This window comes from Gemmata algarum (genome assembly GCF_034097035.1).
In the GTDB taxonomy this organism is placed as follows: Bacteria; Planctomycetota; Planctomycetia; order Gemmatales; family Gemmataceae; genus Gemmata; species Gemmata algarum.
The window spans coordinates 90,518-107,979 of record NZ_JAXBLV010000001.1; the positions used below are offsets into that span (position 1 = coordinate 90,518).

Genomic DNA, 17,462 nt, shown 5'->3' on the forward strand with positions numbered 1-17,462 from the left:
GGTTGTGACCGCCGGCTTCAATCGGTATGTTCCAGTGTAAACGCGCTCCGGGCCGCCGGTACACTCCTGCGCTGCGCCCGCGAGCGGCCGATCACCCACCCAACCGGCACCCATGATCCAAATCCCCGCGCTCCGTTTCGGCAAAGCTTACACGAGCCTCGATAAGGCCCAACTCATTCACCACGTCACCGGCGAACCGGTCGCGGAGGTGAGCCAAGTCACGGGATCCATGATCGCCCGCGACCTGGGCAACATGGAGCGGGCCCACCGGGAACTGGCCGCGATACCCGTCCGCGACCTCCTGGCGATGTACAAGAAGGCCGCCGATTACTTCCTCAACGCCACCCTGCCCTGCGGCGACACCGAACTCACCTTCGATCAGTACACCCGCCTGCTTTCGGCCACCACCGGCAGCGCGTTGGTGTTTTGTGACCGCAACGCGCGAAAGGTCCACTACGTACTGGACAACATCGAGGAGGTGATCGGCGGGCTGACCCGCGGGCTGCCGATCGACGCCCTCGACAAGGGGTACACGACCGCGACCGGCCAGATGCAGGCGTTCTACCCCACGACCGACGTGTTCGGCGCGGTGCTGCCCTCGAACTCCCCAGGCGTTCACTCGTTGTGGGTGCCCACCCTGGCGTTCAAAATCCCGCTGCTCCTGAAGCCGGGCCGCGAGGAGCCGTGGACCCCGTACCGGGTGCTCCAGGCGTTCATCAAGGCCGGGGTGCCGGCGAACGTGCTCGGGTTCCTGCCGACCGACCACGCCGGCAGCGCCGACATCCTCCGGCTCTGCGGCCGCAGCATGGCGTTCGGCGACGACCGCAGCATGGCGCCGTACAAGAACGACCACCGGGTCGAGATCCACGGCACCGGCTACTCCAAGATCATCTTCGGCGAGGACCAGGCCGACCACTGGGCGACACATACGGACCTGATGGTCGAGGCGGTCGCGGGGAATGGCGGGCGGGCGTGCGTGAACGCCAGCGCCATCTGGACCCCGAAGAACGCCGACGCCATCGCAGAGGGGGTGGCGCGGAGGCTCGCCGGCGCGAAGGCCCGCCCGTGGGACGACCCCGCCTGCGAGGTCAGCGCGTTCGCCAAGCCCGAGGTGGCCGAGGCGATTAATAACATGGTCGAGGAGGGGCTGAAGACGCCCGGCGCGCGGGATGTCACGCAGGAGTTGCGCGGCTCGCCGCGGTTGGTGAAGGAGGGGCGGTGCGCTTGGCTGCTGCCCACCATCATCCGGTGCGAGACGCCCGACCACCCGCTGGCGAACAAGGAGTTCCTGTTCCCCTACGCCAGCGTCATAGAATACCCGCAATACGACGTGCTGAAGCGGATCGGTTATACCCTCGCGGCTACGGCCCTGACCGACGACCCGGCGTTCATTGCGGAGTGCATGGCGTGCCCGAGCATCGAGCGCCTCAACATCGGGCCGCTCCCGACGAACCGACTGACCTGGGACCAGCCGCATGAAGGGAACCTCTTCACCCACCTCTACAAGCAGCGCGCCCTCCAGCACGCCCGGCGGCCTGCCGCCGTTTGACCACGAGCCGCTCGGGCGCGTCATCTTCGCGCCGGGCGCGCTCGCGCAGCTCGGCGCGGCGGTCCGCTCGGTGGGCGGGACGCGGGTGCTGCTGGTGACCGACGCCGGCCTCGCGCACACCGGGCACCCGGGCCGCGCGGTCGGGTTCATGCGCGAAGCCGGGCTCGACGTGGCGGTTTTTGACGGCGTCCGCGAGAACCCGACCGATCGCGAGGTCGAGAACGGCGTGTCTCGCGCGCGCGAGCACGGCGCGGACTGCCTCGTGGCGGTGGGCGGCGGCAGCTCGATGGACTGCGCCAAAGGCATCAACTTCATTCTTACCAACGGCGGCCGGATGGCCGACTACAAGGGGCACGGGAAGGCCGCCAAGCCGATGCTGCCATCCGTAGGGGTACCGACCACCGCCGGGACCGGCAGCGAGGCCCAGTGCTACGCGCTCATTACCGACGAGCGCACCCACCTGAAGATGGCCTGCGGCGACAAGAAGGCCGCGTTCCGGGTGTCAATCTTGGACCCCGAGTTGACCCTCTCTCAGCCCCGCTCGGTTACAGCGGTCACCGGGATCGACGCGCTCGCGCACGCGATCGAGTCCTTCGTGTGTCTGAAGCGGAACCCCGTCTCCTCGATGTACGCGCGGGCCGCGTTCGACTACCTGGAACCAAACTTCGAGACGGTCCTGACCGACCCGCAGAACCTGACGGCCCGGTCCGCCATGCAGATCGGTTCGCACTTGGCGGGGATGGCGATCGAGAGCTCGATGCTCGGGGTGTGCCACAGTTGTGCCAACCCGCTGACGGCCCATTACGGGATCACCCACGGGGTGGCGATCGGGGTGATGCTCCCGCACGTGATCCGCTTCAACGCCGCCGCCGTGGGACACCTGTACGCCGAACTGGCCCCGACCGCCGCCGGCGCGAACGGCCGCCCCGCGGCGGAAGCCCTCGCGGCCCGGGTCCGGCAACTGACCGCCGCGGCGGGTCTGCCGCAATCCTTGAAAGAGTGCGGGGTGAGTGACACTATCCTCCCTCTGCTCGCCGAAGAGGCGAACCAACAGTGGACCGCGCGGTTCAACCCCCGCCCCGTGACCGAGGCCGACATCCACAAGCTGTATCAGGCCGCGTGGTAACTCGTGAGGTGTGCGCCATGACCCGCGTTCTGTTCCCGGCCGTGCTGGCCGCTGCGGCGCTGTGCCCCGCTCCCGGCGCCGCCGACTGGCCGGTGTTCCGCGGCGACCCGCTCATGACCGGGACCGGAACCGCCAAGCTTCCTGACACGCTCGAAGAGCGGTGGACGTTTAAGGCCAAAGACGCGGTTGAGGCGGCCCCGGCCGTCGTCGGTGACACGGTGTACCTCGCGTCCCTGGACAAGCACCTGTATGCCGTCCAACTCGCCACCGGCAAGGAGAAATGGAAGGTCAAACTTGGCGCGATGAAGGCGGCCCCGGCCGTCAGAGGCGAACGAGTGTTCGTGGGCAACCTGGACGGCAAGTTCTTCTGCCTAAACGCTACCGACGGCTCGAAAGTGTGGGAGTTCGAGACCGCCGGCGAAATCATGTCCGGGGCCAACTTCCACGGCTCCAACGTGCTGGTGGGCTCTCACGACTCGACCCTTTACTGTCTCAACGCCGACGGCAAAAAGGTCTGGGACGTGAAGACGGAGGGCCAGGTCAACGGCTCGCCGGCCGTGATCGGTGACGTGACGTTCGTGGCCGGCTGTGACAGCATCCTCCACATCCTCGACGCTAAAACCGGGAAGGAACTCGGGTCCGTGGAACTCGGCGGACAGGCCGCCGCGACCGCCGCGATCGCCGACAACGTGGCGTACGTCGGGACAATGGCGAACACGGTGGTGGCGGTGGATGTGAAGAAGAAGGAAAAGCTGTGGTCGTTCGAGGCGCCGGTGCGACAGCAGCCGTTCTACGCGAGCGCCGCGGCCGGAGAACTGATCGTGGCCGGCAGCCGGGATAAGAAGCTGTACGGGCTCGACCCGAAAACGGGGAAGAAAGTTTGGGAGTTCACAACAAAGGGACAGGTCGATGCGTCGCCGGTCGTGGTGAGCGGCAAGGTGTACGGCGGGTGTCTGAGTGACGAGGGCGAGTTCTACGTTCTCGATCTGAAGACGGGGAAGAAGCTCCAGGAACTTGCGCTCGATGCCGCGGTGTGTGGGTCACCGGCCGTGGGGCCGGACTGCCTCATCGTCGGCACAGACAAGGGCGTGGTATACTGTTTGGGGAAGAAGTAGCTGGTAATTGTTGGGGGGCAATGGATGTCGATCGCGGAAGCGCCCGTCGTTGTGAGCGGCCCGACGCACCTCGACCTTCCAGAAACGGACGGCAAACCCGTGGAGAACGCGTTCGAGCACCCACAAAGCGCGCTGCTCTCGGATGTGCTGCTCCCGGTACTGACCCGGCTGCACCCCGACGACAACTATTTTGTGGGTGCGGACACCGGCATCTACTGGTATCACGCGAAGCCGAACCCGCTCGACGGGTGCAAGTCGCCCGACTGGTACTACGTCCCCAACGTGCCGCGGCTGCTGGACGGAGAGTTGCGTCGCTCTTACGTCCACTTTCAAGAAGGAAGTAACCCGCTCGTCGTCGTGGAGTACGTGTCGGGAAGCGGGGACGATGAACGGGACCGTACCCCGATCACCGGCAAGTTCTGGGTGTACGAGCACGCGATCGCGGCCACCTTCTACGTCATCTGGGACACCCCGCGAAATGTGTTGGAGGTGTACGAGTTGATCCGCGGGAGTTACCGGCGGCTGGACGCGGACGCGAACGGACGGGTCCGCATTAGAGACATGGACATCAGCTTGGGTCTCTGGCACGGTGAATACCAGGGGTACACAACGAACTGGCTGCGGGCGTGGGACCGCGAGGGGCACATGCTCCCGACGGCGGGAGAGCGTGCGGAAGCTCAACGGCGCCGCGCCGAAGCCGAGAAGCAGCGTGCCGAAGCCGAGAAGCGGCGCGCCGAGACCGAGAAGCAACGCGCCGAGAAACTCGCCGCCCGGCTCCGCGCGCTCGGGGTCGATCCCGATTCCGTCTGAACGTGAAGGCTCATCATGACTGTCAGCGCTGCCGAGCAAGAAAAAACGGGCCTGGGCAACTACTTCATTGCGAACTACCCACAGTTCTCGTTTTGGAGTAGTTCGTATCTCCCCGATGCCGAGCGGGCGGTCAACTCGCCCCCGCGCCCCAGTGTCCCGCTCGGTCTGTACCTCCACATCCCGTTCTGCCGGAAGCGGTGCAAGTTCTGCTATTTTCGGGTCTACACGGACAAGAACGCCAGCGACATCTCGGTCTACCTCAACGCGATCACCAAAGAGGTCGAGCTGCTCAGTAAAACGGCGTGCGTCGGCGGTCGGCCGCTGGACTACGTGTACTTCGGCGGCGGGACACCGTCGTACCTCAGCGCCTCACAGCTCGACGGGCTGATGACGCGTCTGCGGGCCATCATGCCTTGGGACCAGGCGCGCGAGGTAACGTTCGAGTGCGAGCCCGGCACGCTCCAAAAGCACAAGTTGGAAACGCTCCGCGCGCACGGCATCACCCGCCTGAGCCTCGGGGTCGAGAACTTCAAGCCGGAGATCCTTCAGTACAACGGACGCGCACACTCCGAAGACGAGATCTACCGCGCGTTCGGCTGGGCGCGCGAGCTCGGGTTCCCGCAAATCAACATCGACCTGATCGCCGGGATGGTGGGCGAGGACTGGGACAACTGGAAACGCTGCGTTGCAAAGCTCTTAGACCTTCAACCGGATTGCGTGACCGTTTACCAGATGGAGCTGCCGTACAACACGGAGTTCTCCAAGGCGCTCCGGGTGAAGGACGGGGCCGCACGCACGTCGCTCGATCTGATCCAGCCCGCCGAGGGAACAGTATCGCCCGCGGGCAACGTCGCGGACTGGCCCACGAAACGCGCCTGGACCAAGTACGCGTTCGATGAGTTGGTCAAAAATGGCTACGAGGTCTCCAGTGCGACTACGGTGGTGAAGAGCAAGGCGAACACGAAGTTCGTGTACCGGGAAGCCCTTTGGCGCGGTGCGGACATGTTCGGAACTGGCGTCGCGTCGTTCGGGCACGTGAACGGCGTTCACATGCAGAACCTCGACACCTGGGAAGCCTACGTTGGCAGGCTGGAAGCCGGCGAGTTGCCCCTCGGCCGCGCGTTCCCGACGACCGAGCGCGACCGTTTGATCCGCGAGGTCGTCCTCCTCCTCAAAACCGGCCACCTCGACGTTAACTACTTCCTTGACAAGTATGGGGTTGACATCCGCACCGAGTTCCGCGAACCGCTCGCAAAACTGGACCGCGAGGGGTGGCTCAAGGTCACCGAAGAAGGCGTCGATTGCACCCCCGAAGGGTTGATCCAGATTGATCGGCACCTGCCGGCATTCTTCGATCCGCAGTACCTGAGTTCACGGTACACTTGACGACCGAAGGCACGCCCCGACCGCAACGTGACTAGATCGTTCCCGGGGTCGTCGCCCGTGTACCTTGGCCGCGCGGCTCAGCTGTTCCGGAACCCACCCGCTCCACACCAGTGCCCCCATGCCCGAGCCGCTCGTGTTCATGATGGGCAAGCACCCGGCCCCGGTGCCGGGGGACTTGCGATACTGCAAGAACCACATGTGGTGCCGCCCGTCCGACAAGCAACCGGGTACGCTCGTGTTCGGGTTCACCGCCTACGCGGTGCGGCTCATGCAGGACGTGTACTTTCTCGAATGGCGTGTGGACGCCGGCAAGATGGTCACGCTCCGGCAAGAAATCGGCTTCATTGAAACACAGAAGGCCACCTCCGGACTATACGCACCCGTTGCAGGCACGGTCGTGCGGTTCAACACCGCCCTGCTGAACGATCCGGGTACGATCAACCTGGACAGCTACGGCGCCGGCTGGCTGTTCGAGTTGATTGGCGATGCGGCAGAAACACTCGACGCCGCCGGGTACTACGCGCACCTGGAAGCGGGCTGGGACGCGACGCAGCGGATGATTAAGGGCCAGATCAACGCCGGCGCCGAATGACCGCACCGTTGTCGCCCCCGCGACCAGTGCGGCGATCGTTACTCGGACCATTCTTGGGGCGCACGGAAGCCGTCGGCAGCACTTCTAACCGATCTCGAAGGCTTCTATCATAGCGCGCCCCCCTGCTGCGCCACACTGAACCTCTCCGTCGTCCGCAGCCCCATTCGTCCACGCTCCTGCACCTTTGACCGGCTGGGCTGAAAAGCTGGCGGCACGACCTCTGGCCGTGACGAGCGGGGCGCTCGAGCACATCACAGCGCTCACCCGCGCTGCGGTTGCCGTGGTGTGCGGGTCGGCCGGAAACGGCGGTGGAGGTGCATCGATCCCATCGGAATATCTGTCTTAATCGACACAGTTGGCGGAGGCGTCAACCGGCGACGAGGTAACTGAGAAGGCTGTTACTAGACGTACATCAAACGAAGTGGTTAACGTAGTAGAAAAAGCAGCGAGGCTACGATACGCACAGTGAGCGAACGGCCGTCGGCACTCATACATAAGGACATTAGGCCGGTATTTCACTCGATGGACGATGAAAGGCCGCTGGCGATCCCAGTCGGGCACTGGTTATCGGGAGATGAAGAAATGCACGGAACCGGTTGCGTTGCCGCACCATCCAGCCGCGACGGACTTGGAGCGATGGCGGGGACGGTCGCTAAGATAGCACCACACCCGCCCGAATCCGCGCCGGCGTCGCTGCCGCCGTTGCCTCCGCCGACACCGGGGTCCGCATGAGTCGTTCGCGCCTTACGGTCGTTCTGTCGCAGGCCCCCGGTAAACATCCGGTGAAACGGGCCCTTGAAGAGAGCATCGTCGCGTCCCTCCTGCTCGAACCCGAGCTGGAAGTGTCTGTGGTGCCGAACCTGTACGACCTCGGCCCGGATCACACCGGGCGGCTGTTCCTCGAGTCCGTTCGGGGGGACATGGTCGTGCTGTCGTGGCTGTACCCACGCGCCGCCTTCTGGCTCCTCGACCGCGACGGCATCAAAGGGCACTTCGGCGAAACGAAGCTGAAACCGCCGTCGGACGAGGAGGACGACGCCGATACCGACACCCCGGTCGAGAAGCCCGAAGCGATCGGGCCGTCGGGTACGATCCCGGACCGGCACATCTACACACTGGACCTGCGTGACTCGAACAAGCACGAGGCGTTCGGGGCCGAGATCCGGCGGATCGCGGCCGAGTGCCGGGACCGGCGTGCCACGAAAGCCCGGGAGAAGGCGACGAACAACCCGCCCGTTCTGCAACTCGGGCTGTCGGTCGCGAAGCCGGAGCCAGAACTGCCCCCGGCCCAGCAGGCGTTCGCCCCGGAGGCGCTGCTGGCGCCGGCCGGCCGGCGCTGGTACCCGGTGATCGACTACAGCCGCTGCACCAACTGTCTAGAGTGCCTCGATTTCTGCCTGTTCGGGGTGTACGGCGTCGACTCGCTGGAGCGCATCCTGGTTGAGAACCAGGACCAGTGCAAGAAGGGGTGCCCGGCGTGCAGCCGGGTGTGTCCGCAGCAGGCGATCATCTTCCCGGAGTACAAGTCGGCGGCCATCGCGGGGGCCGAAACCGGCGCGGTGGGCGGGCTGAAAATCGACCTCAGCCGGTTGTTCGGGGGTGACGTTGGCGACGCCTTGGGGATGGCGGTTCAGGAGCGCGACCGCGAGCTGGTGAACGACGGGCGCAGCGCGGTGGGCGCAACGGTCGGCCTTCCCAAGCGGCAGGCCGACAGGCCGAGCGCGCCGAAAGACGACCTCGACAAGTTGGTGGACGACCTCGACAGCCTCGGGCTGTGACTTCTAGCCGTTATTGCGAGGGAATCCTCCCGTGCCAGTGTTGAATCGAATCTCGGACGCGCTGCGAGCGGTGTTCGGGGCGACCCGGGCGGCCGCGCCGACCGCCGCCGAGCGGTCGGCACGTCTCGAGCGTCACATCCGCGCACTCGTAGACACCCTTCCCGCCCTGCCGGCCACGGCCGTCCGGGCGCTGGAGCTGATGGAGGACCCGGAGGTCTCGCTCGGGGCACTCGCCGAACTGATTCAGAACGACGCCGCCCTCGCGGCCGGACTCCTCCGGGTGGCGAACAGCGCCCTGTTCGCGGGCGGGTCGGCGGTGCTGCGGGTTGATCAGGCCGTGGTGCGGCTCGGGCTGTGGCGGTGCAAGGGCCTCGTCGCCGCGATCAGCATCCGGCGGGTGCTGAGCGGAAAGCCCGACGGCACCGCGGACGCCCTCCGGGCGCTCTGGCACCACGGGTACGTTACCGCGTCGCTCTGTTCGGGGCTCAGCCGCGCCGGCCGGCTCGGGTTCGGCGGCGAGGAGTACGCCGCGGGTCTGCTCCACGACATCGGGCGGGTGCTCATCGTTCTCGCCGACCCCGAGTGCGTTGCGCTCGCGCGGCTGCTCGACTTCACCGACGACCTTGATCCCAGAAGCCGCGAGCGGGAAGCGATGGGGGCAGACCACTGCGCGTTGGGAGCGTGGTTCGCGCAGCTCAGCAACCTGCCCGGCGCGCTGATCGACACCATCAAGCACCACCACGCGCCGGCCGGCGCGGCGCGGCTCACCGTGCTGGTCGCCGCGGCCGACCAAATGGCCAACCACCTGGAACGTGACGCAACCGCCGCTGGCTACGACCCGACAACGAACCCGGCCCTCACCCTGTTACTCGCGGACCGCTCGGCCGGGCACCGGGACGCGCTCTTCGCGAACGTCCCCGCCCTCATGACGGACGCCCTGACCGCGGCCGCCCAGACGTAACATCCGAACCAACGACGGAACGTGTTATGATCCCCGCAGAGCGGCTCCGCACCGCGTACCGGACCGCCCGCGCCGCGCTGCTCGCCGAGCGGGTGCCCGAGGGGCACTGGGTGGGCGAGCTTTCGACCTCCGCGCTCTCCACGGCGACGGCGGTGATGGCGCTGCACCTGGTCAACCCGTTCACACACCGCGAGCTGATCGACGCCGGGCGGAAGTGGCTCGCCGCACACCAGAACGCCGACGGCGGCTGGGGCGACACGGTCAAGAGCTTCTCGAACATCTCGACGACGATGCTGTGCCGCGCGGCGTTCAAGCTCGCGGGCGAAAAGGAGTACCCGGAGACCGTTCAGCGGGTGGAAGAGTACCTGACCCGAAACGCCGGCGCGCTGCCGACGGCTCGGGCCGCGGCCATTCGTGCCCGGTACGGCAAGGACCACACGTTCTCGGTCCCGATCCTGATGACCTGCGCGGTGGCGAAGCTGGTGGCGTGGGACGAGGTGCCGCGCCTGCCCTTCGAGCTGGCGTGCCTGCCGCAGAGCTGGTACCGGTTCGCGAAGATGCCGGTGGTGAGCTACGCCCTCCCGGCGCTGATCGCGATCGGCCAGTGCATCCACCACCACCGGCGGTCGCAGAACCCGATCCGCAACACCGTCCGGCGCCTAGCGCGGGGGCTGTCGCTGAAGGTGCTGCGGCGCATCCAGCCCAGCAGCGGCGGGTACCTGGAAGCGACCCCGCTGACGAGCTTCGTGGTCATGGCGCTGTCGAGCATCCGGCGCCGGCGCGCCGCTGCGGAACAACAGGTGATCGACGAGGGCGTGCGGTTCCTGGTCAACTCCGCTCGGCCCGACGGGAGCTGGCCGATCGACACGAACCTCGCGACCTGGGTGACGACACTCAGCGTCAACGCGCTCGCGTCCGCGGGCGACCTCGACGCGCTCGACACGAAGGAACACATTCTCGCGTGGCTGCTGAAGCAGCAGTACAAGGAGCGGCACCCGTACACCGGCGCGGACCCGGGGGGGTGGGCGTGGACGGACCTACCGGGCGGCGTGCCCGACTGCGACGACACTCCGGGGGCAATGCTTGCAATCGAAGCCCTCGCCCCACCGACTGGCCTCCGGTCACCGCTCACAACCCCAGCGGGGGGCGCGCTCAACGCTGGGTTCCTCTGGACGCGCAACCTCCAAAACGGCGACGAAGGGTTCCCGACATTCTGCCGCGGGTGGGGGTATCTGCCGTTCGATCGGAGCGGTTGCGATCTCACGGCTCACGCGCTCCGGGCCTGGGGACGAACACCTAAGGACCTCGGTTCGAGCGGGGCCGAAGTAGCGAGTGGGATGCGTTACCTCGCCCGCGAACAGCGCCCCGACGGCTCATGGCTCCCGCTGTGGTTCGGCAACCAGCACGCGCCGGATGACATCAACCCAGTGTACGGCACCGCGCGCGTTCTCGCCGCGTACCGCGATCTTGATCTAAAGGACGCGCCGGAGTGCCGGCGTGGGATCGAGTTCCTGCTCTCGGTGCAAAATGCCGATGGCGGCTGGGGGGGGGCAAAGGGGTGCCCGTCGAGCGTCGAGGAAACGGCGCTCGCGGTGGAAGTGCTGCTCGACCTCGCGAACGGCGACGCCGCTCAGAAGGGCGTCGCGTGGCTCGCGGAAGCCGTTGAATCGGACCGGTTCCGCGACGCCAGTCCGATCGGGTTCTACTTCGCGAAGTTGTGGTATTTTGAGAAGCTGTACCCGATCATCTTCACCGTCGCGGCGCTGGGCCGGGCGGTGAAGATCCTGCCGCCGGCGCCGGCGGCAGGATCGGCTTGAATTCGCCCGTCCCTTTCCGGTCCAGGTTCTTGTTGAGGTACGCGGGGTCGAAGTCCACTTTCGCGCCGGCCAGTGGCACCTCGGCATTTGCGGACCACAGCACCGCGTTGACCACCACCCGGCGAAAGTTCTCGTCGGCCCAATTGCGGTGTCGAACAGCTTTTCGTTCTTGGGCCAGCCGTCCCGGGCCATGATCGGGAACACACCGTCCGTCTGCTTGAGCAGGTCGCAGAGGATCGCGCACCCCGCAAAGAACTCGTGGTCCCCCGGGCCGTGGCTGGCGCGCCCGGCCACCACAAGAACGCGTTTGCCTTTGAAATCAGCCGGCGGCTCTTTCTCAAGTACCACCTTCGACTGGTCAAACGGGTCGGCCTTCGGTTCTTCGGCCCGGGCCGTTACAATCGGTGCGAACAACAAGAGGGAGAGAACGGCGCGCATCGTGAAAGGCTCGCTAGCGAGGAGGGTATCAGGCGGAGGGTATGGGGCGGGATACACGAAACCGCGCCGCCGGTCCGAACGCAAGCGCGTTTTCTGTTGCACCCACTCGGGGTTGAGGCCAAACTGGTTTGACCGCCCGGCGTCCCGTATCCTCTCCCAAGCCCGCGCGGGGCGCGAGCTTCGCATTCACCAGCCGTTGCCAAGGACCGACCCGTGACGACTGTCGCCGAAGCCCTTTCGGAAGCCGCAACGGAACGCGCGCCGGCCAAGCCGCCGAAGCTGAACTCCGCCGCGTTCAAAGAAGTGCCGCAGGACCGCGCCGTGCGCGACCGCATCCGCGCCGAGGTCGAGCGGTTCTGCAAGTCGGTGGACAAGTCCAAGCCGCTGACGCGCGACTCGGCCAAAGAAATGGCCGAGTCCGTGCTCAAAACGCTCGGGCTGGGCGAATCGTGTCTCGGCTTCACAATGGTGATGCTGACCAACGAGTTCTGGCGCGACCAGGTCGCGGCGATCCCGTTCCACCGCCGGCTGATGCTGCTCCCCCACTGCCTCAAGAACGCGGAGGGGTGCCCGGCCGAGTACGACGAACTCGGGCTGGACTGCAAGAAGTGCGGGGCGTGCGAGGTCGGCGACTTCCGCACCAAGGCCGAAGAACTCGGCTACAAGGTGCTGGTGAGCGAAGGCACGCCGATCGTGCTGAAGATCATCGTGAGCGGGCACGTCGATGCCATCGTCGGGGTCGCGTGCCTGAACGTGCTGGAGAAGGCGTTCGACAAGGTGCTGCTGGCGGGCATCCCGTGCATCGCCACCCCGCTGCTGTCGAGCAACTGCAAGAACACGTCGGTCGATAACGACTGGGTGTTCGAGTCGATCGGCCTCCACAAGCCGGCCGAAGGCGCGAAGACCAAAACTTACGTCCACCTGATGCGGGCGGCGAACGGGCTGTTCGAGGAGCCCGAGTTGCCCCGACTGGTTCCGAAAGCGCGGGCCGGGTCACCGGAACAGGACCCGCTCCGCAAGCACGAGGCCATCGCCTACGACTTCCTGGCCCGCGGCGGGAAGCGCTCCCGCCCGTTCATTACGCTCGCCGCTTATGACGCGCTGAAGGGCGCGCCGGCGACGCTCGCCGATAGCGGCTGGGAGTTGCCGGATCACGTCAAGCGGGCCGCGATCGCCATTGAAGCCTTCCACAAAGCGAGCCTGGTTCACGACGACATCGAGGACGACGACGCCTACCGGTACGGGGCGGAAACACTGCACCGGACATACGGCGTCGGTACGGCGATTAATGTCGGCGACTACCTGATCGGCCTCGGTTACAAGTGCGTGTCCCGCGACCGCAAGGCGCTCGGGGCCGAAGTCGCGGCCGATGTCCTCGACAAGCTCGCCGACGCGCACATCAAACTGTCCGAAGGGCAAGGCGCGGAGCTGTTGTGGCGGGAAGCGAAGGACAAGGCGCTCACCACCCTCGATGCTCTTAAAATCTACGCGCTCAAAACCTCACCCGCGTTCGAGGCCGCGCTCTACACCGGTGTTCGCCTCGCCGGTGAGGCAACGGCCTATGAAAAGCTGATCGCCGATTTCAGCCGGAACGTCGGCGTCGCGTTCCAGATCCTGAACGACATCAAGGACTGGACCGGCGACGAGGACAACAAACTCGTCTCGGGGCAGGACGTTCTGGCCGCCCGGCCGACCCTCCTGCTCGCTCTGGCGCTGGAAGGCTCGACGCCGGCCCAGCGTGAGGAGCTGCTGCACCTGATTGCGCAATCGCGCACGACCGCCGCGAACCCCGAAGAGATCGTGGCCCGGGTGCGGCGGTTGTACTTCGCCGCGAAGGTGTTCGAGAAAGCCGACAAGCTGGTGGACAAGTTCCGCGCGAAAGCCGAATCGCTGGCCGACGAGGTTGAACCCACCGAGTTCCGCGAACTGCTCTACTACCTCGTGGACAGCGTTCTTGAGAAGCCGACCCTCCCGCAGCAGGGCGTAACGCAGTTCGTGCAGCTCGGAAAGTAAGCGCCTCGGCGTCCACGGGTCATGACCCGCGGACGCCGGACTGTCTGAAAGCCCCCGCGCCCGTGCCGGTATTCTCCCCCGCCTCTCCGCTCCTGCCACGCCGCTTTCACGCAAGGGGCCAACACGTTGCTGACCACTGCCCCCACGTTCGAGCACCTGTATCAACTGTTCCCGGACTCGCCGGACCGCCCGGAAGCTGTCGAGGTGCCCGCCGATGAGGTTCCGGAACCGTACCGTTCGCTCTTGGTTCACACGCACCACATGACCGTTGCGGTCGAGCAGTTTTACGGCTCGGCGGTTGACGTGAAAGTCCTGGCATGCCGGCGCGGGGGCGACGAGTACGCCCGCAAAATCTTACTCGCCCTCAAAGACAGCGACCGGCGGGTCGTGCAGTTCGGGCTGGTGCGGATCAATCTTGGCGTTTGCCCTGAACCGGTTCGCGCGGCGATTGTGGAAGGCAAAACGCCGCTCGGGCGGGTGCTGATCCAGCACAACATGCTGCGCCGCATCGAGCCGCTGACGTTCCTACGCGCGACGCTCGCTCCCGCAATGGCGGAGTGGTTTCGTGTCGCCCCGGGAACGGAGACCTACGGTCGCATCGGTGTCATCTACACCGGCACGCGGCCCGCGGTGGAAGTGTTGGAGATACTCGCGCCTGTGGGCGAGTGACGCCGCGTGCCGAGCCGTTCGTTATGGCGTTTCGGAAATGCCGTCCCCTCGCTGAGAGAGGGGACGGGAGGTGGTTTCACACCTGACGAACCCAAACACGAAACAACGACGGGCGTGCGGGCCGTGCTGAAACACAAGATGCTTCGGCCCGGCCCGCACGCCCGTCGTTCAATCACGCCCCATACTTTCCGAGGCGCCCGGCATGGGCCATTGCCAGAAGCATCAGGTGCATTGCCTGGAACTGCCCCAGCCCGCCGCGTAAACACGCCTTCTCACTGAACTCGGCCACTTCGTCGGTGCGGCACATGTCGGCGCAGAGGAGCGTCGGCACCGGGTGCCACGAGTGCGATTTCATCTTGCTCGGGGTGCTGTGGTCCCCGGTCACGATGAACACGTCCGGCTTCAGCTTCTGAATCTCCGGGATCACCGCATCCAGTTGTTCGATCATCTGCACCTTCGCCGCGAAGTTCCCGTCCTCGCCGGTGCTGTCCGTGTACTTGTAGTGCAGGAAGAAGAAGTCGTAGTCGTTCCATACCTTAGAAAGGGTGTCGACCTGCCCCTGAAGGGTCTGGCCGGGGTCGAGAATGTCCATCCCGACGAGCCGGGCCAGACCCTTATACATCGGGTAGACCGCAATGGCCGCCGCCTTCAGCCCGTAAACATCGTGGAACGTCGCGATCTTGGGGTAGGTCGCGAACCCGCGCAGGGTCGCGCCGTTGATCGCGCCTTCGCCGGCGAGCACCTTCACCGCCGCGGCGATGAACTGGTTGACCACCTCCGCGGTGCGCTTCGACGGCTCGTCCGCGCCTTCGGCTTTGAGGGGGGCCACGCCGACGGCTTGCGGGTCGGTGTCGTTCACCTTGTCGCCCAGGCCGTCGCCGCGGATCACCAGAACGAACCGGTGCTCCTTCACCGGTTCGACGAACAGCTCCACGCCCGGAATCGTGATCGTCCGGAGCTTCTCGACGGCGGCCTTGTTCTTCTCGTTCGTCGGGCGCCCTGCGCGGCGGTCGGTGATTTTGCCGTCCGCGCCGAGGGTGCAGAAGTTGCCGCGAATGGCGACATCGCGGGCCGTGACCTGGAAGTTAATCCCGAGCGCTTCCAGGATGCCGCGGCCGATCTGGTACTCCAGCGGGTCGTAGCCGAACAGCCCGAGGTGGCCGGGGCCGCTCCCGGGCGTGATGCCCGGCAGCACGGGGGTGCTCAACCCCGTCACCCCGGCCTTGGCGCACGCGTCCAGGTTCGGCGTGCGGGCGGTCTCGAGTTCGGTCAGCCCGCCCGGTTCGAGCGGCAGGCCCCCGAGCCCGTCTGCGACGAGCAGGACGATTTTAGTCTTGGCCGGTTCGCGCAGGTCGCGAATGAGTTCGTGTATGTTCATGCCGAAGAGTTTACGGCCCGCGATTAATGAAGTACAGTAGGGCGAAGGCCGCTAGTCGTTGCGCTCGCGTCGGTTGCCCGTCGTGGGCTCGCGGGGGGCGCAGCCGGCGAACGACCCAGGACCATCCGATGCCCCTGCAACTGCCCGACGAGAACATCGAGTACCAGTTCTCCCGGCTCCTCGCCACGCTGCACGAGACCTGGACCCCACTCGCCGAACTGCAACAGCAGCACTTCCTCCCGCCCGAAAAGGTGGACGAGGTGAAGCAGTGGGTCACGTCCGTGCGGGGCCAGGTCGTTGCCGAGCGGGAGTTGCAGAACCCGCCGCCCAGGATGCGCCCACTCCAGCCCGGGTTCATCGACCTCCCGCAGAAGATGCTCGACGGCTACAAGCGCAAGCAGGACCTCAGCGACCTCGGCAAGGTGCTGCGCCACGCCCAGCGGCTCCGCGACACTGTGGACCGCGTGGTCGTGGTGGGCGCCGGCGGCAGCCACTCCGCGCCGAAAGCCATTTTCCAGGCGCTGGTTCACGCCCACCACAACGAGCTGCCGGCCAAGTTGCGGATGGGCAAGCCGCGCATCTACTTCGAAGGCCACGACCTCGACAACGACTCGCTGCAAGAGCTGTTCGAGTTACTGGAAAACGCCTGCGTCGACCCCGAACTCATTGAGGAGCGCTGGGGGGTCATCGTTTCCGACTCCGGCGGCGCGCTGGAAACCGCGGCCACGTACCGAGCGGTCCGGGGCGAGGCGGCGAAGTTCTACGGCCCCAAGTCGGACACGCTCCGCCGGGCCATTGTCCCGATCGCGAGCCCCAAGAGCCGGCTCCGCGACCTGTGCCGGGCGGACGGTTTCACCGACGACGACATTCTGACCGCCTCGGACGATGTGAACCCGCGGTTCGGGGTGTTCGGCCCGGCGGGCCTGCTGCCGGCGGCGGTGATGGGGCTCGACGTGCGGGCGATGCTGCTCGGCGCCGCCACGATGACCCGGCGCTTCATTGAGGAGCCCTTCGACCGCAACCCGGTGCTCCAGTTCGCCGCGGTGAACCACCTGATGACCGAGCGCGGCAAGGCGACGCGGGTGACCGCCGCCTGGTCGCGCAAGCTGGAGGCCGTCGGCTGGTGGTACGACGCCCTCCTGAGCGAATCACTGGGCAAGAACGGCCGCGGCCCCACGCCGGTGACGATGGTCGGCCCGCGCGACCTGTACGCCCGCGGGCAGCAGCACCAGGACGGCACCCGCGACAAACTGATCAACAACCTCGTGGTGCAGCAGGTGAAGCACCCGGCGGTCATGGTGGGGATGTCCGACCGGAACGAGGACGATCTGAACCAGTTCAGTCGCAAAGGGCTGCCCGACATCCTCGAGTCCGCGGTAAAAGGTACCGCCGACGCGTACCTGGAGTCCGCGCGCCCCGGGGCCGACATCACCCTGCCGATGATTTCCGAACACACCATCGGCCAGTTGCTCCAGATGATGATGCTCGCGACCGTGGTCGAGGGTCGTCTCGCCGGGACCAACCCCTACGGCCAGCCCGGCGTGGAGGTGTATAAGGCCCACCTGTTGCGCCAGCTGAAGAGCACGCCGAACCTGCCGAAGGGTGAGGTGCGGGACGCGACGAAGGGCGTGTGATGCTCTGCGGTCGTCGGGCCGCACGAAGCGGGCTTCGCCCCTCCAACTCCGTGCGGCCCATTAGCTCCACCTACTGCACAGCACATCGGACATGCCGAAGGGAGAGATTCGCCAGGCCTCACATTAACAAATGAATAAACAACCAAATTAACTAAATATCTTCCTCGACTCGCGAGACACGCATCGGGGTTTTCAG

13 protein-coding genes are annotated in these 17,462 nt (G+C 66.1%); 12 read left to right on the plus strand and 1 reads right to left on the minus strand.

What is annotated here, in order from left to right:
* Positions 1-112 precede the first annotated feature (112 nt).
* From R5W23_RS00365 to R5W23_RS00415, 11 genes are all read left to right on the plus strand, one after another.
* Positions 113-1,549, plus strand: coding sequence for an aldehyde dehydrogenase family protein (locus tag R5W23_RS00365; RefSeq protein WP_261188961.1), 1,437 nt, complete (start codon positions 113-115; stop codon positions 1,547-1,549).
* A complete protein-coding gene (locus tag R5W23_RS00370) occupies positions 1,476-2,675 on the plus strand; it encodes an iron-containing alcohol dehydrogenase (protein ID WP_320684605.1) in 1,200 nt (399 codons plus the stop codon). Before R5W23_RS00365 ends, R5W23_RS00370 begins: the two co-directional genes overlap by 74 nt.
* A 17-nt stretch (positions 2,676-2,692) precedes the next feature.
* Positions 2,693-3,790, plus strand: a complete 1,098-nt coding sequence (locus R5W23_RS00375) for an outer membrane protein assembly factor BamB family protein (protein WP_320684606.1) — start codon at positions 2,693-2,695, stop codon at positions 3,788-3,790.
* Between the two features lie 24 nt (positions 3,791-3,814).
* Entirely contained in the window at positions 3,815-4,600 is a 786-nt protein-coding gene (locus tag R5W23_RS00380) for a Uma2 family endonuclease (protein WP_320684607.1), read from the plus strand.
* A 15-nt stretch (positions 4,601-4,615) separates the two neighbouring features.
* Positions 4,616-5,986, plus strand: a complete 1,371-nt coding sequence (locus tag R5W23_RS00385) for a coproporphyrinogen-III oxidase family protein (RefSeq protein ID WP_320684608.1) — start codon at positions 4,616-4,618, stop codon at positions 5,984-5,986.
* Positions 5,987-6,104: 118 nt separating this feature from the next.
* Positions 6,105-6,578, plus strand: coding sequence for a glycine cleavage system protein H (locus tag R5W23_RS00390; protein ID WP_320684609.1), 474 nt, complete (start codon positions 6,105-6,107; stop codon positions 6,576-6,578).
* Positions 6,579-7,306: 728 nt separating this feature from the next.
* Positions 7,307-8,356, plus strand: a complete 1,050-nt coding sequence (locus tag R5W23_RS00395) for an ATP-binding protein (RefSeq protein ID WP_320684610.1) — start codon at positions 7,307-7,309, stop codon at positions 8,354-8,356.
* 31 nt (positions 8,357-8,387) lie between these two features.
* A complete protein-coding gene (locus tag R5W23_RS00400; protein WP_320684611.1) occupies positions 8,388-9,317 on the plus strand; it encodes an HDOD domain-containing protein in 930 nt (309 codons plus the stop codon).
* Between the two features lie 26 nt (positions 9,318-9,343).
* Positions 9,344-11,134 carry a prenyltransferase/squalene oxidase repeat-containing protein gene (locus R5W23_RS00405; RefSeq protein ID WP_320684612.1) on the plus strand — a complete coding sequence of 597 codons (1,791 nt, stop codon included), beginning with the start codon at positions 9,344-9,346 and terminating at the stop codon, positions 11,132-11,134.
* Between the two features lie 651 nt (positions 11,135-11,785).
* Positions 11,786-13,585 (plus strand): polyprenyl synthetase family protein, encoded by a 1,800-nt coding sequence (locus tag R5W23_RS00410; RefSeq protein WP_320684613.1) that lies wholly within the window; start codon positions 11,786-11,788, stop codon positions 13,583-13,585.
* 126 nt (positions 13,586-13,711) lie between these two features.
* The gene (locus R5W23_RS00415) at positions 13,712-14,254 is read left to right on the plus strand and encodes a hypothetical protein (RefSeq protein ID WP_320684614.1); all 543 of its coding nucleotides are present in this window, start codon (positions 13,712-13,714) and stop codon (positions 14,252-14,254) included.
* A gap of 172 nt (positions 14,255-14,426) precedes the next feature.
* On the opposite strand, the gene R5W23_RS00420 is transcribed toward R5W23_RS00415, so the two are convergent.
* Positions 14,427-15,632, minus strand: a complete 1,206-nt coding sequence (locus R5W23_RS00420) for a 2,3-bisphosphoglycerate-independent phosphoglycerate mutase (protein WP_320684615.1) — start codon at positions 15,630-15,632, stop codon at positions 14,427-14,429.
* A 128-nt stretch (positions 15,633-15,760) separates the two neighbouring features.
* Between R5W23_RS00420 and R5W23_RS00425 the strand changes: the two genes are divergently transcribed.
* Complete coding sequence (locus R5W23_RS00425) at positions 15,761-17,266, plus strand: glucose-6-phosphate isomerase (protein ID WP_320684616.1); 1,506 nt, start codon at positions 15,761-15,763, stop codon at positions 17,264-17,266.
* Positions 17,267-17,462: the final 196 nt, after the last annotated feature.